Origin of the sequence: Sphingopyxis sp. YF1 (assembly GCF_022701295.1) — a bacterium.
GTDB lineage: Bacteria > Pseudomonadota > Alphaproteobacteria > Sphingomonadales > Sphingomonadaceae > Sphingopyxis.
In genome coordinates this window covers 3788442-3812752 of the sequence record NZ_CP033204.1, presented here as the reverse complement: position 1 = coordinate 3812752, position 24311 = coordinate 3788442, and the positions used below count along the sequence as shown (strand labels likewise).

The following is a 24311-nucleotide window of genomic DNA, read 5'->3' as shown; positions in this document are numbered from 1 at the left end:
AAAAGGGGGGAGAGGGGCGCTGGCGACAGCGCCCCTTTTTCTTTGTGTGGTCACCCTGATAGGGTCAGGTCATGAGCGATCCTCGATATATCCATCTGTCCGCTGGCGGGGAATTGCCCCTACTCCCCGCGCACCCATTCAAGGCCGTGGTGATCATCGAGATGCCGGTAACCCCCGAATGGCGTGACCTGACCAGCACATGGCTCGTGGAAAGCGGATGCCGATACATGATGGCATGGGGGCACGAATGTACCCTCTGGGACGACAGCGTGGATTGGGCCAGTCTCGAACAGTTCGACTACGGTAACAGTCCCGACGCCCCTTTCGTCATGACCACTTGGCACGACAAGGAACCACTTTCCGAGGTTCTCTGGTTCGCCGGCTACGCCGCCTCACATCCCGACATCGTGCTTGAACAGCTTATACTCATCCACATCGCGCCGCAGGGCGAACAGGCGAGAATATTGAAGGCGTTTCGCGAAGCACAGTCCGGCTGACCGGCTCTTCACCCGCCCAGCACCGGCGCACCGCCCCGCGCGACCATGCGTTCGCCATCGATCACGATCGGGCTCGCCACGCCATCGACGAACGCGCCCTCGGGGCGGAAGCGCAGGCCGCGCGCGATCACCTGCGGGTCGGCGAATACCCCGGCGAGGTCGTTGATCGGCCCCGCGGGAACATCCTCGGCCTCGAGCGCGAGCGACAAGGTCTGCGCGTCCCAGCCCGCGATCTTCGCCGCGAGCAGCGGGATCAGCTCGGTGCGGTTCGCGAGCCGCGCCGCATTGGTCGCAAAGCGGGCTTCGTCGGCCCAGCCGGCCTCGCCGAGCACCGCGCACAGCTTCCTGAACTGCCCGTCGTTGCCGACCGCGATCACCAGCTGGCCGTCGGCGGTCGCAAAGGCCTGATAGGGGACGACATTGGCATGGCCATTGCCCATGCGCTTCGGCGACACCCCGCTCGCCAGATAATTGGCGGCCTGGTTGGCGAGCACCCCGACCTGGCAATCGAGCAGCGCCATGTCGATATGCGCGCCGGCGCCGGTGACGTCACGGCGTCGCAACGCGGCGAGGATCGCGACCGCCGAATACATCCCCGTGAAGATATCGGCGTAGGCGACGCCCGCCTTTTGCGGCGCACCGTCGGGCTCGCCGGTCAGCGACATCGCGCCGCCCATCGCCTGGATGATGAAATCATAGCCCGCGCGGTGCGCATAGGGGCCGGTCTGCCCGAACCCCGTGATCGAGCAGACGATCAGCGTCGGGAAATCGGCACGCAACGTCGCGGGGTCGAGCCCGTATTTGGCGAGCCCGCCAAGCTTGTAATTCTCGATCACCACATCGGCCCCGGCGATCAGCGCGCGCACCTCGGCCTGTCCCGCGGCGGTCGCAATGTCGATCGCCACCCCCGACTTGCCGCGGTTGGTGCTGTGATAATAGGCCGCGCCCAGATTTTCGCCGTCGGCGCCCTCGATGAAGGGCGGCCCCCACAGTCGCGTGTCGTCGCCGGCGCCCGGACGCTCGACCTTGACAACCTCGGCGCCAAGATCGGCGAGCAATTGTCCGCACCAGGGACCCGCAAGCACCCGCGCCAGTTCGACGACGCGGATGCCCGCCAGCGGCTTCGGGTCAGGCAAAGGCCGAAATGCCGGTGATCGCACGGCCGAGGATCAGCGCATGGACGTCGTGCGTGCCCTCATAGGTGTTCACCGTCTCGAGGTTCACCGCGTGGCGGATGACATGATAGTCGGCCGAAATGCCGTTGCCGCCGTGCATGTCGCGCGCCACCCGCGCGATGTCGAGCGCCTTGCCGCAATTGTTGCGCTTGAGCAGGCTGATCATGTCGGGCGCGACATGGCCCTCGTCGATCAGCCGGCCGACGCGCAGCGCGGTCTGCAGCCCCAGCGCGATTTCGGTGAGCATGTTGGCGAGCTTCAATTGCACGATCTGGTTCGCCGCGAGCGGACGTCCGAACTGCTTGCGCTCGAGCGTGTAATTGCGCGCCGCCTCGTAGCAGAATTCGGCCGCGCCCATCGCGCCCCAGCCGATGCCGTAGCGCGCACGGTTGAGGCAGCCGAAGGGCCCCTTGAGCCCCGAGACGTGCGGCAACAGCGCATCCTCGCCGACCTCGACCCCGTCCATCACGATCTCGCCGGTGATCGAGGCGCGCAAGGACACCTTGCCCTCGATCTTCGGCGCCGACAGACCCTTCATGCCCTTTTCGAGGATGAAGCCGCGGATCGCGCCGTCATGCGCTTCCGACTTCGCCCACACGACGAAGACGTCGGCGATCGGCGAATTGGTGATCCACATCTTCGCGCCCTTGAGGCGGTAGCCGCCCGCGATCTTTTCGGCGCGGGTGCGCATGCCGCCGGGGTCGCTGCCCGCGTCGGGTTCGGTCAGCCCGAAACAGCCGACGAGTTCGCCCGACGTCAGCCCGGGCAGATATTTGCGCTTCTGTTCCTCGCTGCCATAGGCGTTGATCGGGTGGATCACGAGGCTGCTCTGCACCGAACAGGCCGACCGGTACCCCGAATCGATCCGTTCGACCTCGCGCGCGATCAGCCCGTAGCTGACATAGCTCAGGCCCGCGCCGCCATATTCGGGGTCGATCGTCGCACCGAGCAGCCCGAGCGCCCCCATCTCCGACATGATCTCGCGGTCGAACCGCTCTTCGAGGAAGGCCGAGGTCACGCGCGGCAGCAATTCGCCTTCCGCATAGGCGCGCGCGGCGCCCTGGATCATCCGCTCCTCCTCGCTGAGCTGGGCGTCGAGCATCAGGGGGTCGAGCGGGTCGAGCGCGACGACGCGCTGCGGATCGGCGAGGGCCATGGAACGGGGCTTTCTCTTGACGCGAGCGCCCCGGACCGGAACGCGCGCTAGGGGGTGGTCGCGGCCGGGGCTTTTCCGGCCATCGCGGCAGCGGCGCTGTCACGCGGCTCCAATATCGCTGCGGTCTCGATCAGGTCAAGCGCCCGGCGTGCCTCGTTGTAGCGGCGCGCATCGATCAGCCAGTCGTTCGCCGCGGCCGCACCGGGCATCGCCTGTACCTCCTCGATCGCCTTGTCGGCCATGCCCGCGGCGAGGTACCGCCGCGCGCGGTCGAGGCGTTCGGTCGCACGCGGCGACTGCGTGCCCGCGGCGCGCACCACGAACAATTCGCCCAGTTCGCGGCGCAGCCCGGTCCACAGGCTGCCACCGTCGCCCTGTCGTCCCACCAGTTCGGGGGCGGCCGCGTCGAGTTCGGCGCGCAATTGTTCGAGCGTCACCGGCTCGCGCGAGGTGTCGATGATCGTCTTGACCGCATTGGGCTGGTCGTCGCCGAAGCGCAGCCGCAGCTGCGCCTCGAGATAGCCGAGCGACAGGCCGCGATCGAGCGCGCGGCGCACCGCAAAAGCGACGAGCAGTCCTTCGGCGCGCGAGGCATTGCCCGACGCCGACGCCGCTTCGAGCGTGATCCGCGACAGGCGCTGTTCGAGCTCGGCAACCCGTGCGGCGAGCGCATCGGCACCTTCGGGCGCGATCACCGCGAGCGGCGGCGGGGTCGTGCTCACCGGCGCCGGCGCTTCGCCCGACCCGGCCACCGCGAGCGTGCCGCCGGGGGTCACGGTATCGATCACGCGGGTCTGGGTGACGTTGCCGCCGGTTTCCAGCCACCGGTTCATCGCCCAGCCGCCCCCGACGATTCCGATCACCAGCAAGATCAGCCCGGCAATCGCCAAGCTACGGAAAGATGGCCCTTTGCTCGACCTTTCCTCGCCCGTCAGGACGGGGTTCTCGCTGCTTTCGATTGCCATAAACCTCTTTCGAACGACCCTATTTTTGCGCCTTTTGGCACAAATGATGCGCCGCTGTCACCATTGCCGCATCGTCGGGGGTGGGCGTAACGGTAACCCCGGCCCAGCCATCGCCCGCCGCTGCTGCCGCCTTCGCGCTGATCGCGATCAGCGACAGATGCGCGCGCCGCGCGCCGGCCAGCGCCCCGATCCGTGCCGCGCCGCGCGTCGAATGCGCCAGCACCACCGCCGGCGCCGCGGTCAGCGCATCCCACGCCGCGGGCGCTTCGAGCGGATCGACACCATAGCAGGGAAGCGGCGTCAGCGTCGCGCCCCGCGGGTCGAAGACCGAGCGCTCGCGTCCCGACAGCCACAGGATACGGGGCCTGTCGTACGACGTCATGGCGTCGATCAGATCCTGCGCGTCGGTCGCGCCGGTGCATTCGACGCGCAGCCCGGCCGCCGCCGCCGCCGCACCGGTCGCGCTCCCCACTGCGTGCACGGGCAGCGCGGCGAGCTTCGCCAGCTCCGGTCCGGCCAGCCGTACCGCCTGCGCGCTGGTCAGGAGCAATATGTCGAAATCGCCCGGATCGGGGGCGGTCCAGGGCAGCGCGTGCGCCGCGAACAGCGGCAGCGCGCGCGCGTCGAGCCCCAGCGCCGCCGCGCGAGCCACCGTCGCGGCATTGCCCGGCTCGGGCCGCGTGACGAGAACCGGCAGGCGCGCGCTCATGGCGCGAACAGGCGCCGCACCGTTTCGGGCGCTTCGGCGAGCAATCGCGCGGCAAGCGCCGCGACCGCGCCATCGGCGCCCACCAGCGTGTGGCCGATCGCATGGTCGGCGCCATCCTCGGAATAGATTTCGGCGTCGAGCCGCAGCGTGCCGTCGGCCTCGAAACGCGCGTGCGCCGCCACCGGCGAGCGGCAATCGCCCCCCAGCGCAGCCAGAAAGGCGCGCTCGGCGGCGACCGCACGATGCGTCGGTTCATGGTCGACCACGACGATCAGCCCGCGCGTCGCGGCATCGTCGCTGCGGCACTCGATCCCGATCGCGCCCTGCGACGCCGCGGGGAGCAGCGTCGCGATATCCTGCACCGTCCCGACGTCGTGCATGCCGAGCCGTTCGAGCCCCGCCGCCGCGAGCAAAGTCGCATCGGCATCGCCCGCCGCCAGCTTGGCGAGCCGCGTCGCGACATTGCCGCGCAGCAGCACCGCGTCGACATCGGGGCGCAGCCGCCGGATCTGCGCTGCCCGCCGCGGGCTGCTCGTTCCCAGCCGTGCGCCCTGCGGCAGGTCGGCGACCGTCGCCGCGACCGTCCCTTCGCGCACGACCAGCCGGTCGCGCGGGTCGGCGCGCGGCAGCATTGCCCCCAGCGCGAAGCGCGCGTCGCGGATCGTCTCGACATCCTTCAGGCTGTGCACCGCGATATCGATTGTCCCTGCGTCGAGCGCCGCATCGAGCTCACGCGTCCACAGCGCCTTGCCCCCGACCTCGGCAAGTGCGCGGTCCTGGATGCGGTCGCCGGTCGCGGTCATCGGCACGATGGCGAGCGCCGCCGGGTCGAGATCGTGCGCGGCGATCAGCGCGGCGGCCGCCATATGGGCCTGCGCCATCGCCAGCGGCGAGGCGCGCGTGCCGATGCGCAGCGGCCGGGCGGGAGTGGGAAGCGGGATCGAAGCCATGCGCCGCTGCTAGGGCGTCGCGGCGCGAAAGGGAAGATGCGCGATCGTCCCGCCCACCGCACCGACCCGTCCAGCCGGGCCTTGCCCTGCCGCGCCCCGTCCGCGTAAAGGGACGCGCAAGACCATGCCTCTCATCCTCGGCCTCGAATCGAGCTGCGACGAAACCGCGGCAGCGCTCGTCGACAGCGACCGGCGCATCCTCGCGCACCGCGTCGCGGGGCAGGAGGCCGACCACGCCCCCTATGGCGGCGTCGTCCCCGAGATCGCGGCGCGCGCGCATGTCGACCGCCTCGCACCAATCGTCGAACGCGTGCTCGCCGAGGCGGACAAGACGCTCGCCGACGTCGACGCGATCGCCGCGACCGCCGGCCCCGGGCTCATCGGCGGGGTGATGGTCGGACTCGTCACCGGCAAGGCGCTCGCGCACGCCGCGGGAAAGCCGCTGATCGCGGTGAACCATCTCGAAGGCCATGCGCTCAGCCCACGCCTCGCCGATCCGGACCTGCAATTCCCCTATCTGCTGCTGCTCGTCTCGGGCGGCCACTGCCAGCTTTTGCTCGTGCGCGGCGTCGGCGACTATCGCCGCCTGGCCACCACGATCGACGACGCCGCGGGCGAGGCGTTCGACAAGACCGCAAAACTGCTCGGCCTCGGTTACCCCGGCGGACCCGCGGTCGAGCGCATTGCGAAGGATGGCGACCCCAAGGCGGTGCCGCTGCCGCGCCCGCTCGTCGGCAGCGCCGAACCGCATTTCTCCTTCGCCGGATTGAAGAGCGCGGTCGCGCGCGCCGCCGCCAGCGGCGAACACAGCGTTCCCGACCTCGCGGCCTCCTTCCAGCAGGCGGTGGTCGACTGCCTCGTCGACCGCAGCCGCATCGCGCTGTCGGCTTGCCCCGAAGCGACGGCCTTCGTCGTCGCGGGCGGGGTCGCCGCCAACGGCGCGATCCGCACCGCGCTCACCGCGCTCGCGACCCGCCACGACAAGCCCTTCGTCGCGCCGCCCTTGTGGCTGTGCACCGACAATGGCGCGATGATCGCCTGGGCGGGCGCCGAACGCCTTGCGGCGGGCCTCACCGACCCGCTCGACGTCGCGGCGCGCCCGCGCTGGCCGCTTGATCCCGAGGCCGAGGTCGTGCGCGGCGCCGGGGTGAAGGCATGACGTCATACCGGAATTTCGGCGTCGTCGGCGGCGGCGCGTGGGGCACCGCGCTCGCGCAGCTGCTCGCGGCCGGCGGCGCGCCGGTGACGCTCTGGGCGCGCGAGGCCGACGTCGTCGCGGCGGTCAACACCGAGCATCGCAACCCGGTCTTCCTGCCTAGCGCGCCGCTGTCGTCGTCGCTGCGCGCGACCGGCGATCTCGCCGACCTCGGCGCGTGCGACGCGTTGCTGGTCGTCGTCCCCGTGCCCTATATGCGCGCGGTGCTCGCCGCGCTGCCCACCGGCGCGGCGCCGCTGATCCTGTGCAGCAAGGGCATGGAGGCGGACAGCTTCGCCTTCCCGGTCGACATCGCGCGCGACGTCGCCCCCGGGCGGCCGCTCGCGATCCTGTCGGGCCCGACCTTCGCGCACGAGGTCGCCGCGGGCCTGCCCACCGCGATCACTCTCGCCGCCGAAGAGGCCGCGCTCGCCGACGCGCTCGCGCAGGCAATCGCGCGCCCGCATTTCCGTCCCTATGTCTCGACCGACGTCATCGGCGCCGAGATCGGCGGTGCGGTCAAGAATATCCTCGCGATCGCGTGCGGCATCGTCGACGGCGCGGGACTCGGGCTCAACGCGCGCGCCGCGCTGATCAGCCGCGGCTTTGCCGAGATGACGCGCTTCGGACTCGCGCGCGGCGCCGCGGCCGAAACGCTCGCCGGCCTCGCGGGACTCGGTGACCTCGTGCTCACCTGCACATCGAGCAATTCGCGCAACTTCGCGCTCGGCCAGGGGCTCGGCCGCGGCGACGACATCGCGGCGCTGATGGCCGACCGCCGCACCGTCGCCGAGGGTGCGTTCAGTGCCCCGGTGGTCGCTGCCGCCGCCCACGCCGACGCCATCGACATGCCGATCACCGACGCCGTCGCGCGGCTCGTCGCGGGCGAGATCCGCGCCGCCGAAGCCATTCAGGCGCTGCTCAGCCGGCCGCTGCGATCCGAGGGCCGGTGACACGACGCACAAGATTGCCTGCCCCGTCGCGGCGCGCTAGGTTGCGCCGCGGGGAGAAGCAGAAGGGGCGCCAGGCTTGAGCCAGACGGATAGCGCGGTGCCGCTCGCATCGCCCCCTGCATCGGGTGACGCGCCCTCGCGCGACGCCGATACCGCTGCACTCGCCAAGGGCGGGCGCACCAATTTCTTCGGCTTCCTCCTGCGCCTCGTCGCGCGCCTGCCTTTCCTCTATGTCGCCGGCCGCTGGTACGGACCCGAAGCCGTCGGACGCTTCGCCTTTGCCGTGCTCGTCATCGAACTCGTCGCCCAACTCGCGACGCTCGGGCTCAAGCGCGGGCTGGCCGAACAGCTCAGCAAACCCGGCGCCGACCCGCGCATCACCGTGTGGGACGGCATGTTCGTCGCCTTCCTCGCCTCGGCGCTCGGCTCGCTCATCCTTTTCCTGCTGCCGCAATTCATGTTCCCGAGCGGCGACATCAGCGCCTCGGACCGCGCGATGGCCTTCCTCGTCTTCGCGATTGCCGGGACCGAGATCGCGCTCGCGGCCTGCGCCTATCGTTTCGACATCGGCGCGACGGTGCGCGCGCGCGCGGTGGTCGAACCGTGGGTGATCAGCATCGCCGCCGCGGGCTTCTGGTTCGTCTCGCCCCCCGACGGGCTGATGCTCTCCTACGCCGCCGCGATGCTCGGCGCCTTCCTCACCGCGCTCGTCCCGATGATCCGCCACTATGGCGGCCCGGGCGTCTGGCGTCCGCAACCGTCGCAGCTGATCCTGCTCGCGCGCCGCAACGCGCCGCTCGCCGCCGCCGACGCGATCGAATGGGGTACGCGCCGGCTCGACCTCTTCATCCTCGGCCAGTTCACCTCGCCGACGATCTACGGCATCTATTATATGGCGCAGCAGGTCGCCTCGCTGCCGCAGAAGCTCAAGACCAGCTTCGAACCGATTCTCGGCCCCGTGATCACCCGCAACCTCGCCGAAAACCGACTCGCCGCCGTGGCGGCGCAGGTCAGCCAGGTCGGCTTCTGGATCATCGCCGCGCAGGCCGGGGTCGCGCTCGCGCTCGGCATTCCGGGCGAAGCGGTGATGGGGCTCGTCGGTCCCGAGTTCGTCAGCGGCACCGCCGCGCTCGCCTTCCTGCTCGCCGCCGAGGTCGTCGCCGCAACCGCAGTCGTCAGCGAGGCGGCGCTCGTCTATGTCGCGCGCCACCGCAACCTGCTGATCAGTCTCGCGACGCTCGCGCTTCAGGCGCTGCTCAGCGTCGCGCTGATCCTTTGCGCACAGGCGATGGACCTGCCCCCCATCTCCTATGCCGCCGCGGTCGCGCTCGCGCTGATGCTTGCGCTCGGTTTCGCGTCGGTGGTCAAGGCGCGGCTGCTGTCGCGCATTCTGGAGGCTCCGGTGAACAGCCTGCGCTGGGCGCTCGTCTGGGCGACCGCGGGGGCGGCGATCCTCGGCTGGGGCGCAACGCAGCTTCCCGAATGGGCCGAACTGCTCGTCGGCGTTCCGGTGATCCTCGGCATCTACGCCTGGCTGATCTGGACGCGTGGTTTCGGCCCGGAAGATCGCGCGCTGTTCCGCAAGCACCCCGATTCCGCACCCCCAGCCGCGGCGTGATCTTCCGCCGCGGTCCCGGGCTGCGGTTGTCGGGGACTATTTCACCGCTTCCTGCGCCGCATCGCCGACATCCTGTGCGGCGTCGCCGACCTTTTGCGCCGCTTCGGTGATCGCACCGGTCTCGGCCCTCTCGTTGCCGAGGAACTGGAAGGCGATGAACGCGGCGACCGCGACGACGACCAGCAGCACCAGCATCATGCCCATGCCGCCGCCGCGCCGCGGCTCGCGGTCGACGATCGTCGTCGTGTGCGTCGTCCCGTCGGGATCGCGCGTGGTGTGGATTTCATCGGCCATAAGAAAACTCCTATGCTCAATGGCGCATAGGACGCTTCGCGCCGCCGAAGGTTCCTAGCCGAGGCGCTCGGCGACCTTGGCCTTGAGGTCGGTCTGCGCGCGCGGACCGACCTGCGCGATGATCTCGCGCGCGCAGACCGCGCCCATCGTCAGGCACTCGGCCATGCTGCGACCGTCGGCGAGCCCCGCCAGGAAACCCGCCGCGAACAGGTCGCCCGCGCCCGTCGTGTCGACGACCGTGTCGATCGGCTCGGCCGCGACCTCGGTGCGCTCGCCGCCCGCGAGCGCCACCGCCCCCTTTTCGCCGCGCGTCGCGACGAGGAGCGGCACTTCGGCCGCAACCTTGCCAAGCGCGGTCTCGAAATCGCCTTCCTGCGCCAGTTCGAGCAATTCGGCCTCGTTGGCGAACAGGATGTCGATCTCGCGCGCCGCCGTCATGCGGCGGAAATCCTCGCGATGCCCGGCAACGACAAAGGTATCGGACAGGGTGAAGGCGACGCGGCGCCCCGCGGCGCGCGCCAGCGCGATCGCTTCGGCCATCGCCGCGCGCGAGGCGTCGGCGTTCCACAAATAGCCTTCGAGATAAAGGATATCGGCCTCGGCGATCAGCGCGGCGTCGAGCGATTCGCGTCCCAGATTCTGCGATGCGCCGAGGAAGGTGTTCATCGTCCGCTGCCCGTCGGGGGTGACCAGGATCAGGCAGCGCGCGGTCGGTTCGCCGCCGGCGGCCGCCGGCGTGTCGAACGCGACGCCAAGCGAGGTCAGGTCGTGGGTGAACACCTGGCCGAGCTGATCCTTCGCGACCTGGCCGATGAAACCGCAGCGCCGCCCGAGCGCCGCCATCCCGGCGAGCGTGTTCGCGGCGCTGCCGCCCGACATCTCGACCGCCGGGCCCATCGCGGCGTAGAGGCGGGTGGCCTCGGCGGCGTCGATCAGCCGCATCGATCCCTTGACCAGCCCTTCGCTCTCGATCAGCGCGTCGTCGGCGCGGGCGATGACATCGACGATCGCATTGCCGATGGCGACGACATCGAAACGGGCGGTGGAGGCCATGAAATATCCTGTGCTGCGTGAAAAAAGCTGCGCGCGGCTTTAGGGACGCGGCGGCCGCAACGCAAGCGCGCCGCGCCGCACACCATCGCGACCGTTGCGGCGCTTGACGCGCCCCGCGCCGCCGCGCATCCCGGCGCAATGGCCCGCGCCGTCCATGCCCTGCTGCTCGCGCTCGGCGACCTGCCGCGCCGCCCCGTGCTCGCGATCCTCGTACAGAGCCTCGCGCTCACCCTGCTGATCCTCGCCGCCGCCGCGACCACACTCTTCTTCGCCGTGCGCCAGGCGCTCGACCATTGGCAATGGCTTCGCGGCGCCGACCTCGACATGGCAGGCATCGTGATTGCGCTCGGCCTGCTCGGCGCGAGCTGGCTGCTTTTCCGTGCCGTCGCGATCATGGTCGTCGGTCTGTTCGGCGACGCGATCGTCGCCGATGTCGAGGGACGCCACTATCCCGCCGCCGCGACGCGCGCGGTACGGGTGAGCTTTGCCCGAAGCCTGCGCCTCGGCCTCGCCTCGGTCGCCCGGCTCCTGCTGGTCAATCTCGCCGCGCTCCCCCTCTACATCGCGCTGCTCTTCACCGCGATCGGCGCGCCGCTGCTCGCCTTCGCGATCAACGCCGCGCTGCTCGGCCGCGACCTCGAAGCGATGGTGCTCGCGCGCCATCCCGATGCGCCGCGCCTCGATCGCGGCGCGCGCTGGGCGCTCGGCACGCTGTCCGCCGCGGCTTTCCTGGTGCCCGTCGTCAACCTGTTGGCGCCGATCCTTGCCGCGGCTATGGCCGTCCACCTCATTCACCTGCGCGCCGCCGGCGGGCAACAGGAGCGCCCATGACGTCTTTCCATCGCCCTCTCGCCGCCGCGCTCGGCACCCTCTCGCTTGCCGGATGCTCGGCCGCCGTCCCGGCGCCGCGCAGTTCGCCGCCACCCGTCGTCTCCGCACCGCCGCCGACGATCGTCCGCCCGGTGCAATCGAACAGCCTGATCGGCCAGAGCCCCGACGCGGTCGGCCGCCTGTTCGGCAAGCCGCGCCTCGACGTCACCGAGGGCGCGGCGCGCAAGCTCCAGTTCGAGGGCAGCGCCTGCGTCGTCGACATCTATTTCTACGCCCCGCGCGCAGGCGCCGCGCCCGTCGCGACGCACGTCGATGCGCGCACCCCCGACGGCCGCAGCACCGAACCCGATAGCTGCGCCGCGGCGCTGCGCCGCTAGGCTGACGTCATTCCGCCAGTTCGCCGAGCGCCCATATCGCCGCCTCCGCGACGACCGCGGATTCGTCGCTTTTCAGGCGCTCGAGCGCCGGGCGAAGCCGCGCGTCGCCGCTGTTTCCCGCCGCGATCGCCGCGTTGCGCACCATGCGGTGGCGTCCGATGCGCTTGATCGGCGAACCCGCGAACACCTGCCGGAACCCCGCATCGTCGAGGTCGAGCAGGTCGCCGAGCGCCGGCGCCGCCAGCTCGGCGCGCGGCAGATAGGCGCGATGGCGCGTCGCCGTGTCGGCGAACTTGTTCCACGGGCACACCGCGAGGCAATCGTCGCAGCCATAGATGCGGTTGCCGATGCTGCGCCGGAACTCGACCGGGATCGGCCCGGCATGCTCGATCGTGAGGTACGAGATGCAGCGCCGCGCATCGAGCCGGTATGGTGCTGGAAAGGCATTGGTCGGGCACGCCGCCTGGCACGCCGAACAGCTGCCGCACGTGTCGCGCCCCGGCATCGACGGCACCAGGTCGAGCGTGGTGTAGATCGCACCGAGGAACAGCCAGCTGCCATGGTCGCGGCTGACCATGTTGGTGTGCTTGCCCTGCCAGCCGAGCCCCGCCGCCGCCGACAGCGGCTTTTCCATCACCGGCGCGGTGTCGACGAAAACCTTGACTTCGGCGTCCTTCACCTCGGCGACGAGCCAGCGCGCGACATGCTTGAGCGCCTTTTTGACGATGTCGTGATAGTCGCCACCCTGCGCATAGACCGAGATGCGCCCGCGGTCGGGGTACGCGGCGAGCGCGAGCGGGTCGTGCGCGGGGGCATAGCTCATCCCCAGCGCGATCACCGAACGGACCGCGGGCCACAGCCCCTCCGGCGACCCGCGCTGCTCGGCGCGGCTTTCCATCCACAGCATCTCGCCATGGCACCCGTCGGCGAGCCACGCGTTCAGCCGCGCCGCGGTCTCGGGCGCCGCGTCGGCGCGCGCGATCCCGAACGCCGCGAACCCCTGTTCGCGCGCGACCGCTTCGAGCCGCTGTTCGAGCGTGACGGGAGAGGCGGGCAAGGCTTCGGCAACCATTGGCGCCCTATACGCGAGCCGCCCCGCCATGGCATAGAGGGCTCAACGCCATTTCGCAGGACCAGATTTTGACCGATCTCAGCGTCGAGGCCCGCGGCCTCACCAAGACCTTCGGCGGCTACCGCGCGGTCGACCATGTCAGCCTCGAAGTGCCCGCGGGCAGCATCTACGGCGTGCTCGGCCCCAATGGCGCGGGCAAGACCACCAGCCTGCGCATGACGCTCGGCATCATCGACCCCGACGAAGGGTCGAGCCGCCTGCTCGGCGGACACAAACCGCAGTCGGTGCGCAACCGAATCGGCTATCTGCCCGAGGAGCGCGGCCTCTATCCCGGCATGAAGGCGCGCGAGGCGATCGCCTTCATGGGCGCGCTGCGCGGGCTCGACTGGTCCGAGGGTCGCCGCCGCGCCGCGACCTTCATGGGCGAACTCGGGCTCGAACGCGTGATCGACGAAAAGATCCGCAAGATGTCGAAGGGCATGGCGCAGATGATCCAGCTGATCGGGTCGATCGTGCACGCCCCCGACCTCATCGTGCTCGACGAGCCCTTCTCGGGGCTCGACCCGGTCAACCAGGAGCGGCTCGAAATGCTCGTCCGCCGCGAGCGCGACCGCGGCGCGACGATCCTCTTTTCGACGCATGTCATGGCGCACGCCGAGCGCCTCTGCGACCGCATCGCGATCATCGCGCGCTCGGCGCGGCGCTTCGAGGGCAGCGTCGACGACGCGCGCGCGCTGCTGCCGATGCAGGTGCGCTACACCCCGCGCGCCGAAGCCGAAGTCGCGGCAGTCGCCGCACTGCTTCCCGCAGGCGCCGAATTGCGCGGCGAGGCGTGGCATTTCGCGATTCTGGACACCGACGTCGAACCGCTGCTCGCGCGCATCACCGCGAGCCATCTTGGCGTCACGGGCCTCTCGATCAGCCGCCCCGCGCTCCACGACGCCTTTGTCCATATCGTCCGCCAGGTCGACGCGGGGTTCGACGCCGATCCCGCCGGCGACGCGATCGAGGAGGCGAGCGCATGACCCCCTTCATCCAGAGCATGCTCGTCGTTGCGCGGCGCGACTTCCTCGCGATCGTCGCGACCCCGACCTTCCTGCTCTTCCTGCTCGCGCCGCTGTTCATGATCGGCATGGGACTCGCCGGCGGCATGGGCGCGTCGCAGCTCGCCGACAGCGCGCGCGGCGCGGGGCGCCTCGTCGCGATCGCCGACCCCGCCGACATCGAAGCGCTGCGCGCCGCCGATGCGCGGCTGCGCACGGTGATGCCGCGCGAACCCGCGCTGCTCGAACTGCGCGTCGCGACCCCCGCGGCCGACCCCGTCGCGGTCGCGAAGGAAAAGGGCAGCGACACCTATGCGGTGATGAGCGGACCGCTCGCCGCGCCGCGCATCGTCGAACGCGAGAAGGACAGCAGTTCGGGCCGCTATCTCGTGCTGCTCGCGGGCGAGGTGCTGCGCAGCCGCGCCGCGGGTGACCTGCCGCCCGTGACCCCGCGCATCGAGGCGCTCGCCAGCGGCGGCACCAGCATCGCGGTGCAGCAGTCGCTCGGCTTCGGCGCGGTCTTCACCATCTTCCTCCTGACCCTGCTCCTCGCGGGCCAGACGGTGAGCTCGCTCGCCGAGGAAAAAGGCAACAAGGTGATCGAGATCCTCGCCGCCGCGGTGCCGCTCGAAAGCGTCTTCCTCGGCAAATTGCTCGGCTTCCTCGGGGTCGCGGTGCTGTTCATCGCCTTCTGGGTTGTGATGGCGATCGGCGGTGGCCTTGTCGCCGCGGCGCAGGTCGACCCCGCCGCGCTCGCCACCGCGGGCCAGGCGGGCAAGGCCGCCGCGGCGATCGGAGCAACCCCGGCGACCGGCTGGGGCTTCTTCCTCGGCATCGGCTTCGTCTATTTTGTCCTGTCCTTCCTGCTGCTCGGCGCGGTCTTCCTCGGCGTCGGCGCGCAGGCGGCGACGGTGCGCGAGATCCAGATGCTCAGCCTGCCGATCACCATCTTCCAGGTCGGCATGTTCAGCCTCTCGGCCGCCGCGGCAAGCGCACCGGGCAGTTCGCTCGCGAACTTCGCGCAAATCTTCCCCTTCTCCTCGCCGCTCGCGATGGCGGCGCGCGCCGCGACCGACGACGCCCTCGGCGTCCACCTGCTCGCGCTCGGCTGGCAGGCCTTGTGGGTCGCGCTGGTGATCTTCATCTCGGTCCGCCTCTTCCGCGCGGGTGTGCTCGGCGGGCGCAGCGACTGGAAGTTCTGGCGGCGGAAGAAACGGACGTAGCCGCCTCCCCCGAATCGGAGCGGCTTGTGAGACGACAAATCCCGCCATTGACAGAATTGTAAATAGTGGCATTCTGCAACTGAATCGGCCGCGCCAGACGGCCTTCGGAAAGAGGAGCCCCCATGGCCAGTATCATTCGCGAAGCCCCCGCCGTCGCCGACCCGTTCGACGTCTCCCGTGCCGAATTGTGGAGCGAGGATCGCTGGCAGCAGCCGATGGCGCAGCTTCGCGCCGAATCGCCGATCTATCGCTGCGAGGATTCGAAATTCGGCCCCTATTGGTCGGTGACCACCTACAAGCCGATCCAGCATATCGAGGCGCTGCCCAAGGTCTTTTCCTCGTCGTGGGAATATGGCGGCATCACCGTCGCCGGCGACGGCCTCGAGCATCTGCAGGAGGGCGACGTCCCGATGCCGATGTTCATCGCGATGGACCCGCCGCAGCACACCGCGCAGCGCCGTACCGTCGCACCGGCCTTCGGCCCCTCCGAAATCGAGCGCATGCGCGCCGACACCCAGGCCCGCACCGCGGCGCTGATCGACACGCTGCCGGTCGGCAAACCCTTCGACTGGGTCGAAAAAGTGTCGATCGAACTCACCACCGACATGCTCGCGATCCTCTTCGACTTCCCCTGGGAGGATCGCCACAACCTCACGCGCTGGTCCGACGCGCTCGGCGACATCGAAAATTTCGATACGGTCGAAAAGCGCCAGGCTAGGCTGGCGCAGGCGTTCGAAATGGGCGCCGCCTTCAAGCAATTGTGGGACAGGAAAGCACAGAACCCCGGCCCGCACGACTTGATCTCGATCATGCTCCAGTCCGACGCGATGAAGCATATGAGCGAGAATGAGTTCATGGGGAACCTCATCCTGCTCATCGTCGGCGGCAACGACACGACGCGCAATTCGATGTCGGCCTATGCCTATGGCCTGCACAGCTTTCCCGAGGAGCGCGCGAAGCTCGAGCGCGATCACAATCCCGAACTCGCGGTCAATGCGATGCACGAAATCCTGCGCTGGCAGACCCCGCTCGCGCACATGCGCCGCACCGCGACCGAGGATACCGAATTGTTCGGCCACCAGATCCGCAAGCGCGACAAGATCGCGCTCTGGTACGCCTCGGCGAACCGCGACGAGAGCATTTTTCCCGACGGCGACCGCATCATCGTCGACCGCGAGAATGCGCGCCGCCACCTTGCTTTCGGCTATGGCATCCACCGCTGCGTCGGCGCGCGCGTCGCCGAGCTCCAGCTCACGACGCTGATCAGCGAAATGCAGAAGCGCCGCCTGCGCGTGAATGTCCTCGCCGAGCCCGAGCGCGTCCATGCGAGCTTCGTCCACGGCTATCGCCACATGCAGGTCGAACTCGAAAAATATTGACCGCGGTCACAGCCGGGCGCACCCCTTTGGTCCAACGGGGGCCAAAGGAGCCCGGCCATGATCGAACGACGCATCCTCATCGGCGGTATCGCGCTCGGCGGCGCGCTGATCGCCGCCCCGCTGCTCTTCGCCAGGAATTCGGCGCGGCCCAGGGCAGAGCCCGGCTGGCGGCTTTCCGAGGCCGAATGGAAGAAGCGGCTGACGCCCTTCCAGTACCGGATATTGCGCGAAGCGGGGACCGAACGTCCCTTCACCCACCCGCTCGACAAGGAAAAGCGCGCCGGGACCTTCCTGTGCGCGGGCTGCGCGCTGCCGCTCTATTCGAGCACGACCAAATATGACAGCAAGACGGGCTGGCCGAGCTTCTGGGCGCCGCTCAAGGGTGCGATCGCGACCTCGACCGACTACGAGCTCGGCTATCCGCGTACCGAAGTCCATTGCCGGCGCTGCGGCGGGCATCTCGGCCATGTCTTCAACGACGGGCCGAAACCCACCGGCAAGCGCTATTGCATGAACGGCGCCGCGCTGGTCTTCCGCCCCGCCTGACCGCTCAGCGCGCCGCCGCCGGGCGTACGCGCCACACCGACAGCCCCGCGCGGCTCGCGATCGGCACCGGCTCCAGCCATGCCGGCGGCCTGCCGGCGAAAAGCTGCGCCGCCAGCGCATCCTTGCGCGCGCGGCGATATTTATCGAAGTCGTTCGCGGTGGGGCAAAAGACGATCAGCGTCGCCCCATTCTTGCGTACCAGCGCCTCGGCCTTCGCCGGATCGCCGGTAAAGATGTGCAGCGCGTCGGCCATCGCCTCGCGGTTGCGGTGATGCCCGGTCGCCACCATTCCGTGCCGCGTCCAGAAGATCAGCGGCGCGCCGAGGTCGATCGGGGTCAGCACCGTCGTCGGCGGCAGTGCGTCGAGCGCGGCGATCGCCGCCGGGTCGAGGCAGGTCTGCCGATAGGGACCCGTCTTTTCCGCAGAGTCGTCGCGCGGCGCGGGCAGGATCGGCGCCAGCACGGCCGCGGCGGCCGCGGCACCGATCAAAGGCAGCGTCAGCCCCGCCAGCGCCGAGGCGAAGACGCGCGGCAGCGGCGACGACAGGCTCCGTGCCCGGCCCCAGATCAGCAGGCCGAGCCAGGCGCAGCCGGGAATCGCGAACAGGTGCGCGGTCGATGCGCTGCGCAGCACGAACAGCGACAGCGCCGCCGCGCCCGACAGCGCGACGATCACCGTCGCCCACGTCCGGCGATCCGCGGCGCGCGCAGAGGCGCGCCACGCGAGCAGCGATCCCGCCAGCCCGGTCAGCGACGGCACCAGCACATAGAGCATGGTGTTCGGCGTCGAGGCCCAGACCGGCTGGCCCTCGAGGATGTTGCGATACCAGTAATGCACGACGATCGGGTCGAGCGAGGCGAAGGGGCCGGCGGCACATTGCGGCGCGGTCGCGACCAGCGCGCCGGCGGCGAGTCCGCCCGCCCCGGCGAGCAGCGCAAAGCGGATCGCGCGGCGGCCGGGATCGGCCGCGGCGGCCGCGAACACGGCGAGCGCGGCGACGGCAAAGGCGGCGAGATAGGGCGCCGACAGCGAATCGCACCAGTCGCCGACGATTCCCGCAGGTCCGCGCGTGAGAAACTGGAACAGCAGCGCACCCCCCGCGAGCCCGCCCATATAGCCGGTCAGCCGCGCGCGCTCATCATCGCGGCCGTTCAGCGCCCAGCGCAACGCTGCGAGGCCCGCAAAGAGCGCGACGATCGGCAATCCCTCGATCGAGACCGCGAGCAGCGCGGCGGCGCACAGCCCGCCGATCAGCCCCGCGCGCAGTGTCGCCGGGCGCAGCGCCTGTCCCATCACCAGCATCGCGAGCAATATCTGCCAGCCGTGGTGATCGACGCGCAGCGGCCGGAACTGGATGAGGATGAACCCCGAGGCCGCGAGGAACAGCGGCGCGACCCACGCGATCCGCCGGTCGGGAAGATTTCGGTAGCCAAGGACGCAGGCGACGCACAGCGCACCGCCGAGGAGGAGCGGCCACAGCGCCATCACCGCCCGTTCGGCCGTCGCCTGCCCGAGCAGCGGCTCGAGCAGCCACAGCGCCGCGGCGATCGGCGCATCGACGAGGCGCGACCAGTGCATCAACACCCCGCCCCCCGCCGGATTGACCCGATATTGGGTGAGATCCCACCAGCCCTGCCCCGCGAGCAGGTCGCGCACCTGCGCCATGCGCATCGCGTCGTCGGTGTCGCTGAGCCGCAGATCGACGATCGCGTCCCAGCGCACGACGATCGCGAGGATGCTCATCGCCGCCCAGACGAGCAGCGCGAACCGGATCGGGGTCAGCCAGGTCGCGGCCGCGCCGCGTCCTGCCGCGGAAACCGGATCCGGCCCCGCGCCGCCGTCGGCGGTCGCGGCCGCGCCGGTCATGCCGCCGCGGCCCGAAAGACGATGTGGCGGCGCAGCATATAGGTGGTCTGGAAGCTGATCACGATCGCCGCCAGCTTGGCGAGGCGCGGATCGAGCCCGAGCGCGGTGCCCGTGCCGACGATCGCGGTGGTCACCGCGAGCCCGACGAGCGCCGAGCCGACGAACAGCATCTTCTGGCGGTGGCGTTCGCCGGTGCCGCGCGCCGCGGCGCCGTCGGCGAAGACGAGCCGGCTCGACACCAGCCAGTGCACGAGGATGCCCGCGCAATAGCCGACCGCCGATGCCGCCATCGCCGCAAGCCCGGCGTCGAGCAGCAGCAGGAACAGCCCCGCGTCGCTGCCCAGCGCGAGCACGCTGGCGAGCAGATAGTTGATCCAGCGGACTTCGCCGCGGCGGACCGTGTCGATCAGCCTGATCAGGGGTTGCGGCATGACGTCACCCTCCCCGGCCGGGCTCACGCCGCCTTCGCGACGCGCGCCGGAACGTCGCGCACCGACGCGAGCGCGGCCTGTTCGCCCTCGGTGCCGCTCTCGTGATATTCGGCGTCCTCGTTGACGCCCCAGATGTCATAGACGCGCTCGCCGGCGACGATGTTGCGCACCGTCAGCATCGCGGTCATCATCGCATGATCCTGGTTGTTGTAACGGTGCATGCCGTTGCGCCCGACCATGTGCAGCGTCGGGTAGCGCGCCTCGAGCTCGCTGCGCATCGTCTCGACATGCGCTGCATAATCATCGTCATAGACCGGATATGCTTTTTCCTGCCGCACCACCGCGCCGCCGACCACGTCCTTGGGATCGCAGAGGCCGAGGATCGCCATCTCGCGCTTGGCGAGTTCGACCAGATCGGCGTCGCTCGACGCCCAGAGGCCATCGCCTTCGAAGCAGAAATATTCGAGCCCGACGCAGGCAAGGTCGGGGTCGGGCACCATTTCGGGTGACCAGCTGCGGAAATTCTGCACCCGGCCGACCTGCACCTTGCTATCGTGGATATAGATCCAGTTGTCGGGGAACAGATCCTCCGACCGGATCTTCAATGCGACGGTCAAAAAGTCGCGATATTTGAGGTTGGGCGCCGCGCCCAGCGCGCACGCGGGCAATGGATGGATGCGCGCCGCGAGTTCGCGCATCGGTGCCGAACTGATGACATGCGCGGCATCGATCACGACGTCGCCGTCGGGCCCGGTCGCGGTGAGCCGCCAGCGGCCCGAAACCTGATCCTGCGTCACCTGCTTGAAGCTGTGCCCCATCAGCACATGATTGCCGCCGGCTTCGACCTTGTCGCGCGCGGCCTCCCACATCATGCCCGGCCCCAGCCGCGGATAGCGGAAGGTTTCGAGCAGGGTCTTGGTCGCCATGCCGTCATTGGGCGCCTTGTTGAGCCCGAGGCTGCGCTTCAGCCCGTCGAGCACCGCGGCGCCGAGGCTCAGCCCCTTGATGCGCTGCGCCGCCCAGTCGGCCGACATTTCGTCGCACGGCATGCCCCACACCTTCTCGGTATAGGTCTTGAAAAAGATCGAATAGAGCTTCCGCCCGAACTGGTTGATCGTCCAGTCCTCGAAGCTGCGGACCTTCTTGTTCGGGAACAGCTTCGCCTGTGCATAGCTCGCCATGCACAGCGTCGAACGGATGATGCCGAGGTTCCACAGCGCCTCGAACGCGCGCAGCGGATAGCTGTAGAATTTGCCCTCATAATAGATGCGGCTCATCCGCGGGCGCTGGATGAAATCGTCGGGCAGAATCTCGTTCCACAGGTCGACGACTTCCTGGCTCTTCGAAAAGAAGCGGTGCCCGCCGATGTCGAAGCGGAACCCCTCATGCTCGACCGTCCGGCTGATCCCGCCGACATAGGTCGGGTCCTTCTCGATCACTATGACCTTGTAGCCTTCCTTGGTCAGCAGATAGGCGGCGGTCAGCCCGGCCGGGCCCGCGCCGATGATGGCGACGTCGGCGCTGGTCGGACGGCTTTTCGACACTTGGGCGTTGGTCACTTGGATATTCCCCCACACAGCAAATTGCTGCGCTCAGCCTTGCGATAAATATGGATAAGAACTGGTTAACGCGGGCGCGGGATTCACGCGCAAAGGCCCGACGAAGCGCCGTTCGCGTCAATCGGCGACGCGGTACACGCGCAGTTCGCCCGACGAGAGCGCCGCCACCGGCTCGAGCCATCCGATGCGCGCGCCGCGCAGCAGATGCGCCGCCAGCCCGTCGGGGCTGACCGCGGCGGTGTTGGCGACCTCGGTCTGGCGGGTGCACAACACGAGATAATCCGCACCCTCGGCGCGGACGATCGCGCGCGCGGCGTCGGGCGGCGCGAGAAACGCCGCAATGACGCGGTTCATCGCGGCATGATTGCGGTGATGGCCGGTCGCCACGACGCTGTGCGGCGTCCCGGTCAGCAGCGCGGGTCCGATATGCACCGGCGCGAACACCAGCGCCGGCGGCGCCTTGGCGAGCGGCGCCAGCATCGCCGCGGTCGGGCAGCGCGCGGTGGTCCCCGCCGCGGCGGAGGAAGCGGTCGCTTGTCCCGTCCCCGGCGCCACCAGCTTCATCGCCAGCAGGCTGTCGACCAGCGGAAGCGCCGGCAGGAGCAGCAGCGCCGCACCGATCCGTCCCGGCGCGGTCCGCCGCGCGCGGCTCCAGCGCCACAGCGCGGTCGCCAGCGCGGCAAAGGGTGGCACCATATAGGCATGCGCGACCGCGATCGTGCGCGCGACAAAGAGCGCGAGCAGCGTGCTGCACAGGATGAGAAAAACCATCCGCATCCAGTTTTCCGCTTCGGGTCGCCCGCGCGCGCGCCGGCACGCCCAGACCAGCGCGGCGCCGCCGACGAGGGTCGGGCCAAGATAGAGCGCCGCGACCGCCGGTTTCTGCTCCCACAACGGGCGTCCCTCGGGAATCAGATCGTACCAATAGGTGCGGACCAGCGGTTCGAGCGCGGCGAAGGGTCCGGCAAGGCAGTCCGGTCCGGTCGCAACCAGCGCCGCCGCGCCGACCGCGCCCGCGAGAGCGACGACCAGCAGGCGACGCGGCAGCGCCGCCGCGAAACCGCCCCCTGTCGCCAGCACCGCCGACAGCACCGCGCCGGCCGACGCCACGGCGGCCAGATAGGGTAGCGAAAAACTGTCGCACGACGCGTCACGAAGCCCTGCACCGCCGCGCATCAGCAGGAGCCAGAGCGCCGGAATCAGGACGAGTCCCGCCGAAAAACCCGCCAGCCGCGCGTCGTTGCCGCCGTCGCGCAGCCAGTCGAGGATGAAGAGCGCCCAGAAGAAGATCAGGAAGGGCAGGCCTTCGAGCGAAATTTCGACATAGAGGCTCGCGACGAAGGCCGCAGCGATCCCGGTCGCGAAATCTCCCGGCCGCAGCGCCAGCCATAGCAAAGTGACCGCGAGCAACAGTTGCCAATTGTGATGGTCGATGTTCAGCGGCGCAAAATAATGGACGAAGGTCAGGCTGCTCGCCGCGATCGCCAGCCCGGCCAGCGCGAACGCCCGATCGCCGAGGATGCGAAGCAGGCGCGAAAAGACGAGCAGCAGCGGCAGGATGAGCAGCAACGGATAGATTGCCACCGCCCAGCGTTCGGCCGCCGCCGGTTCGGCGAACAGCCGCAACACCGCGATCACCGCGAACAGCTGCGCATCGATGAACCGCGACCAGTGCATCAGGCCGCCGCCGTCGGCGGGGTTGACGCGATATTGGGTGGTGTCGAACCACCCCTGTCCCGCGGCCAGATCGCGCACCTGCGCCAGCCGCATCGCATTGTCGGGGTCCGAAAAGGTCAGCGTCGCGATCGCGTCGCGATGCACGAGCAGCGCCGCCGCGCCGAAGAGCAGCCACAGCAACAGCGCGAATAGGTCGGGGGTCAGGCGATGCGCCGCCGCGCCGTGGTGGCTGGTTTCTGGCATGCTCCCCGATCCCGCGTCCGGTCGGGCGCCCCTGCCCGATCATCGACGGCTAGCCGCGCCGCGCTAAAAACTGGTTAACCGGGTCGTAACGCTCCCGCGGCCCCGCCCGCCGAAACCGTCAGATCCGGATGATATGTGCGCGTTTGCGTCCCAGCGACTTGGCGCGGTAGAGCGCCTGGTCGCATTCGGCGAGCAGGCGGCCCGGCGCGAGCGCCGCGGGGTCGTCGCCCGCCACCACGCAACCGCAGCTCACCGTCAGATGCGGCGCCGCCGACGACCCGAGATGCGGGATGGCACGTTCGGCCAGCGCCTCGATGATCCCCGCCAGGATCGCCTCGGGACGGGTGACGCCCGGCAACAGCAGGACAAATTCCTCGCCGCCGTAGCGCGCGGCCAGATCATAGGGACGCCGCGCCGCCGATTTCAGGATGTCGGCGACCACCTGCAACGCCTCGTCGCCCAGCCCGTGCCCATAGAAATCATTGTAAAGCTTGAAATAATCGACATCGATCATCGCGACGCAGACCGGGTCGCCGGTGCGTGCGGCGTGCAGGCAGGCCTTGACCAGCGCCTCGTCGAGCCGGCGGCGGTTGGCAAGGCCGGTCAGCGGATCCTCGAGCGCCTGCTGCTGAAGCGCCGCCTCGGCGCGCCGCATGTCGGTGACGTCGACGACGAACCCCACGCTGCGTGTCGCGATCCCGGCTTCGTCCGCGAAAACGCGCGCCGCCGAACGCACCCAGCGCACCTCGCCCTCGGGGCGCACGATGCGAAACACGATGCCATAATCCTCGTTGGCGGCGATCAGCCGCGCCGCGGTCTGTTCGATTTCGGTGGCGCGGTCGGCGTCGTCGGGATGGATCAGCGCCCGGAATTCTTCGATCGACCGCACGGGCTGCGCGGGGTCGCGGCCCATGATCCGGTACCATTGCTCGTCGCAGTGCATTTCGAGCGTCGCCATGTCGAGGTCCCATATTCCGAGGCCCCCTACCCGCGCCGCCAGCTCCAGCCGCTCGTGGACGAGCCCCAGCTCGCGGCCCCGTTCGGTCACCCGCGCCTCGAGCCGGTCGTTCATCTCCTCCATCGCCCGCCGCGCCGCTTCGCGGTCGCTGACGTCGCGCGCCAGCCCGAAGAACAGCTTGCCTCCGTCGATCAGCTGGCACGTCAGGCGGATCTCGACCGGAAAGGTCGATCCATCCTTGCGCCGCGCAATCTCGTTGAGGCTCATCGCCAGACCCGGCGGGGCGTTGCGCCAGCGCTCCAGATTGTCCGCCGGGGCCGCCCCGGCGGAAATATCGTTGATGGTCAGTTGCTGCAGTTCGTCGAGCGTATAGCCGAGGTCGCGGCACGATTGCGCATTGGCGTCCAGATAACGACCCGTTTCATCGTGCACGAAATAGCCGTCGGGAACGCTCTCGAGCAGGCAGCGAAGGCCAGGGAAATCGATCGGCGACAAGCGGGCTCCGCGACTGGCGTTGCGAGGTTTCAACGATGCGATGAT

At 69.6% G+C, this 24311-nt stretch carries 23 protein-coding genes; 10 read left to right on the top strand and 13 right to left on the bottom strand.

Annotated features, from left to right (window positions below):
* Positions 1-71: 71 nt before the first annotated feature.
* A complete protein-coding gene (locus EAO27_RS18415) occupies positions 72-497 on the top strand; it encodes a hypothetical protein (RefSeq protein ID WP_242773146.1) in 426 nt (141 codons plus the stop codon).
* 8 nt (positions 498-505) lie between these two features.
* On the opposite strand, the gene EAO27_RS18410 is transcribed toward EAO27_RS18415, so the two are convergent.
* From EAO27_RS18410 to hemC, 5 genes are all read right to left on the bottom strand, one after another.
* Complete coding sequence (locus tag EAO27_RS18410; protein ID WP_242773143.1) at positions 506-1633, bottom strand: CaiB/BaiF CoA-transferase family protein; 1128 nt, start codon at positions 1631-1633, stop codon at positions 506-508.
* Positions 1626-2828 (bottom strand): acyl-CoA dehydrogenase, encoded by a 1203-nt coding sequence (locus tag EAO27_RS18405; RefSeq protein ID WP_242773140.1) that lies wholly within the window; start codon positions 2826-2828, stop codon positions 1626-1628. The genes EAO27_RS18410 and EAO27_RS18405 overlap by 8 nt, the downstream gene beginning before the upstream one ends.
* 47 nt (positions 2829-2875) lie before the next feature.
* Positions 2876-3718 carry a mitofilin family membrane protein gene (locus EAO27_RS18400; RefSeq protein ID WP_242773138.1) on the bottom strand — a complete coding sequence of 281 codons (843 nt, stop codon included), beginning with the start codon at positions 3716-3718 and terminating at the stop codon, positions 2876-2878.
* A 94-nt stretch (positions 3719-3812) separates the two neighbouring features.
* Positions 3813-4502 carry a uroporphyrinogen-III synthase gene (locus tag EAO27_RS18395; protein WP_242773136.1) on the bottom strand — a complete coding sequence of 230 codons (690 nt, stop codon included), beginning with the start codon at positions 4500-4502 and terminating at the stop codon, positions 3813-3815.
* Positions 4499-5452 (bottom strand): hydroxymethylbilane synthase, encoded by a 954-nt coding sequence (gene hemC, locus EAO27_RS18390; RefSeq protein ID WP_242773134.1) that lies wholly within the window; start codon positions 5450-5452, stop codon positions 4499-4501. Before hemC ends, EAO27_RS18395 begins: the two co-directional genes overlap by 4 nt.
* Positions 5453-5576: 124 nt before the next feature.
* On the opposite strand from hemC, the gene tsaD reads away from it, so the two are divergent.
* The 3 genes from tsaD to EAO27_RS18375 all read left to right on the top strand — a co-directional run bounded on the left by tsaD (position 5577) and on the right by EAO27_RS18375 (position 9218).
* Complete coding sequence (tsaD, locus tag EAO27_RS18385; protein WP_242773131.1) at positions 5577-6611, top strand: tRNA (adenosine(37)-N6)-threonylcarbamoyltransferase complex transferase subunit TsaD; 1035 nt, start codon at positions 5577-5579, stop codon at positions 6609-6611.
* Positions 6608-7600 carry an NAD(P)H-dependent glycerol-3-phosphate dehydrogenase gene (locus EAO27_RS18380; protein ID WP_242773128.1) on the top strand — a complete coding sequence of 331 codons (993 nt, stop codon included), beginning with the start codon at positions 6608-6610 and terminating at the stop codon, positions 7598-7600. Before tsaD ends, EAO27_RS18380 begins: the two co-directional genes overlap by 4 nt.
* A gap of 97 nt (positions 7601-7697) precedes the next feature.
* Positions 7698-9218, top strand: coding sequence for a lipopolysaccharide biosynthesis protein (locus EAO27_RS18375; protein WP_242780644.1), 1521 nt, complete (start codon positions 7698-7700; stop codon positions 9216-9218).
* A 36-nt stretch (positions 9219-9254) separates the two neighbouring features.
* On the opposite strand, the gene EAO27_RS18370 is transcribed toward EAO27_RS18375, so the two are convergent.
* Both EAO27_RS18370 and EAO27_RS18365 read right to left on the bottom strand, forming a co-directional pair.
* Positions 9255-9512: a hypothetical protein gene (locus EAO27_RS18370; protein WP_242773127.1), complete on the bottom strand. Its 258-nt coding sequence runs from the start codon at positions 9510-9512 to the stop codon at positions 9255-9257.
* Positions 9513-9566: 54 nt separating this feature from the next.
* Positions 9567-10565, bottom strand: coding sequence for an adenosine kinase (locus tag EAO27_RS18365; protein ID WP_242773116.1), 999 nt, complete (start codon positions 10563-10565; stop codon positions 9567-9569).
* A gap of 138 nt (positions 10566-10703) precedes the next feature.
* Here EAO27_RS18365 and EAO27_RS18360 point away from each other — a divergent pair, with 138 nt between their 5' ends.
* A complete protein-coding gene (locus tag EAO27_RS18360) occupies positions 10704-11396 on the top strand; it encodes an EI24 domain-containing protein (RefSeq protein WP_242773114.1) in 693 nt (230 codons plus the stop codon).
* Positions 11393-11773 (top strand): hypothetical protein, encoded by a 381-nt coding sequence (locus tag EAO27_RS18355; RefSeq protein WP_242773113.1) that lies wholly within the window; start codon positions 11393-11395, stop codon positions 11771-11773. The genes EAO27_RS18360 and EAO27_RS18355 overlap by 4 nt, the downstream gene beginning before the upstream one ends.
* A 7-nt stretch (positions 11774-11780) precedes the next feature.
* Here the strand turns inward: EAO27_RS18355 and queG are convergent, their stop codons facing one another.
* Positions 11781-12845 carry a tRNA epoxyqueuosine(34) reductase QueG gene (gene queG, locus EAO27_RS18350; RefSeq protein WP_242773112.1) on the bottom strand — a complete coding sequence of 355 codons (1065 nt, stop codon included), beginning with the start codon at positions 12843-12845 and terminating at the stop codon, positions 11781-11783.
* A 68-nt stretch (positions 12846-12913) separates the two neighbouring features.
* On the opposite strand from queG, the gene EAO27_RS18345 reads away from it, so the two are divergent.
* From EAO27_RS18345 to msrB, 4 genes are all read left to right on the top strand, one after another.
* Positions 12914-13870, top strand: coding sequence for an ATP-binding cassette domain-containing protein (locus EAO27_RS18345; RefSeq protein ID WP_242773111.1), 957 nt, complete (start codon positions 12914-12916; stop codon positions 13868-13870).
* Positions 13867-15111: an ABC transporter permease gene (locus tag EAO27_RS18340; protein ID WP_242773110.1), complete on the top strand. Its 1245-nt coding sequence runs from the start codon at positions 13867-13869 to the stop codon at positions 15109-15111. The genes EAO27_RS18345 and EAO27_RS18340 overlap by 4 nt, the downstream gene beginning before the upstream one ends.
* Before the next feature lie 122 nt (positions 15112-15233).
* Positions 15234-16490, top strand: coding sequence for a cytochrome P450 (locus EAO27_RS18335; RefSeq protein ID WP_242773109.1), 1257 nt, complete (start codon positions 15234-15236; stop codon positions 16488-16490).
* A 57-nt stretch (positions 16491-16547) separates the two neighbouring features.
* A complete protein-coding gene (gene msrB / locus EAO27_RS18330; RefSeq protein ID WP_242773108.1) occupies positions 16548-17036 on the top strand; it encodes a peptide-methionine (R)-S-oxide reductase MsrB in 489 nt (162 codons plus the stop codon).
* Between the two features lie 4 nt (positions 17037-17040).
* Here the strand turns inward: msrB and EAO27_RS18325 are convergent, their stop codons facing one another.
* From EAO27_RS18325 to EAO27_RS18305, 5 genes are all read right to left on the bottom strand, one after another.
* On the bottom strand, positions 17041-18903 hold the full coding sequence (locus tag EAO27_RS18325; RefSeq protein ID WP_242773107.1) for a hypothetical protein: 1863 nt from the start codon (positions 18901-18903) through the stop codon (positions 17041-17043).
* On the bottom strand, positions 18900-19334 hold the full coding sequence (locus EAO27_RS18320; RefSeq protein ID WP_242773106.1) for a GtrA family protein: 435 nt from the start codon (positions 19332-19334) through the stop codon (positions 18900-18902). Before EAO27_RS18320 ends, EAO27_RS18325 begins: the two co-directional genes overlap by 4 nt.
* 23 nt (positions 19335-19357) lie before the next feature.
* Positions 19358-20893: an NAD(P)/FAD-dependent oxidoreductase gene (locus EAO27_RS18315; protein WP_242773105.1), complete on the bottom strand. Its 1536-nt coding sequence runs from the start codon at positions 20891-20893 to the stop codon at positions 19358-19360.
* A gap of 117 nt (positions 20894-21010) precedes the next feature.
* Positions 21011-22813, bottom strand: a complete 1803-nt coding sequence (locus EAO27_RS18310) for a hypothetical protein (protein ID WP_242773104.1) — start codon at positions 22811-22813, stop codon at positions 21011-21013.
* A 118-nt stretch (positions 22814-22931) separates the two neighbouring features.
* A complete protein-coding gene (locus EAO27_RS18305) occupies positions 22932-24266 on the bottom strand; it encodes a GGDEF domain-containing protein (protein WP_242773102.1) in 1335 nt (444 codons plus the stop codon).
* Positions 24267-24311: the final 45 nt, after the last annotated feature.

Coding starts and splice junctions, on each gene's coding strand:
- EAO27_RS18405 (WP_242773140.1), bottom strand. CDS start 2,828: ATGGCCCTCGCCGATCCGCAGCGCGTCGTCGCGCTCGACCCGCTCGAC.
- EAO27_RS18415 (WP_242773146.1), top strand. CDS start 72: ATGAGCGATCCTCGATATATCCATCTGTCCGCTGGCGGGGAATTGCCC.
- EAO27_RS18370 (WP_242773127.1), bottom strand. CDS start 9,512: ATGGCCGATGAAATCCACACCACGCGCGATCCCGACGGGACGACGCAC.
- tsaD (WP_242773131.1), top strand. CDS start 5,577: ATGCCTCTCATCCTCGGCCTCGAATCGAGCTGCGACGAAACCGCGGCA.
- EAO27_RS18360 (WP_242773114.1), top strand. CDS start 10,704: ATGGCCCGCGCCGTCCATGCCCTGCTGCTCGCGCTCGGCGACCTGCCG.
- EAO27_RS18395 (WP_242773136.1), bottom strand. CDS start 4,502: ATGAGCGCGCGCCTGCCGGTTCTCGTCACGCGGCCCGAGCCGGGCAAT.
- EAO27_RS18325 (WP_242773107.1), bottom strand. CDS start 18,903: ATGACCGGCGCGGCCGCGACCGCCGACGGCGGCGCGGGGCCGGATCCG.
- EAO27_RS18310 (WP_242773104.1), bottom strand. CDS start 22,813: ATGCCAGAAACCAGCCACCACGGCGCGGCGGCGCATCGCCTGACCCCC.
- msrB (WP_242773108.1), top strand. CDS start 16,548: ATGATCGAACGACGCATCCTCATCGGCGGTATCGCGCTCGGCGGCGCG.
- EAO27_RS18335 (WP_242773109.1), top strand. CDS start 15,234: ATGGCCAGTATCATTCGCGAAGCCCCCGCCGTCGCCGACCCGTTCGAC.
- EAO27_RS18365 (WP_242773116.1), bottom strand. CDS start 10,565: ATGGCCTCCACCGCCCGTTTCGATGTCGTCGCCATCGGCAATGCGATC.
- EAO27_RS18320 (WP_242773106.1), bottom strand. CDS start 19,334: ATGCCGCAACCCCTGATCAGGCTGATCGACACGGTCCGCCGCGGCGAA.
- EAO27_RS18340 (WP_242773110.1), top strand. CDS start 13,867: ATGACCCCCTTCATCCAGAGCATGCTCGTCGTTGCGCGGCGCGACTTC.
- EAO27_RS18355 (WP_242773113.1), top strand. CDS start 11,393: ATGACGTCTTTCCATCGCCCTCTCGCCGCCGCGCTCGGCACCCTCTCG.
- hemC (WP_242773134.1), bottom strand. CDS start 5,452: ATGGCTTCGATCCCGCTTCCCACTCCCGCCCGGCCGCTGCGCATCGGC.
- EAO27_RS18380 (WP_242773128.1), top strand. CDS start 6,608: ATGACGTCATACCGGAATTTCGGCGTCGTCGGCGGCGGCGCGTGGGGC.
- queG (WP_242773112.1), bottom strand. CDS start 12,845: ATGGTTGCCGAAGCCTTGCCCGCCTCTCCCGTCACGCTCGAACAGCGG.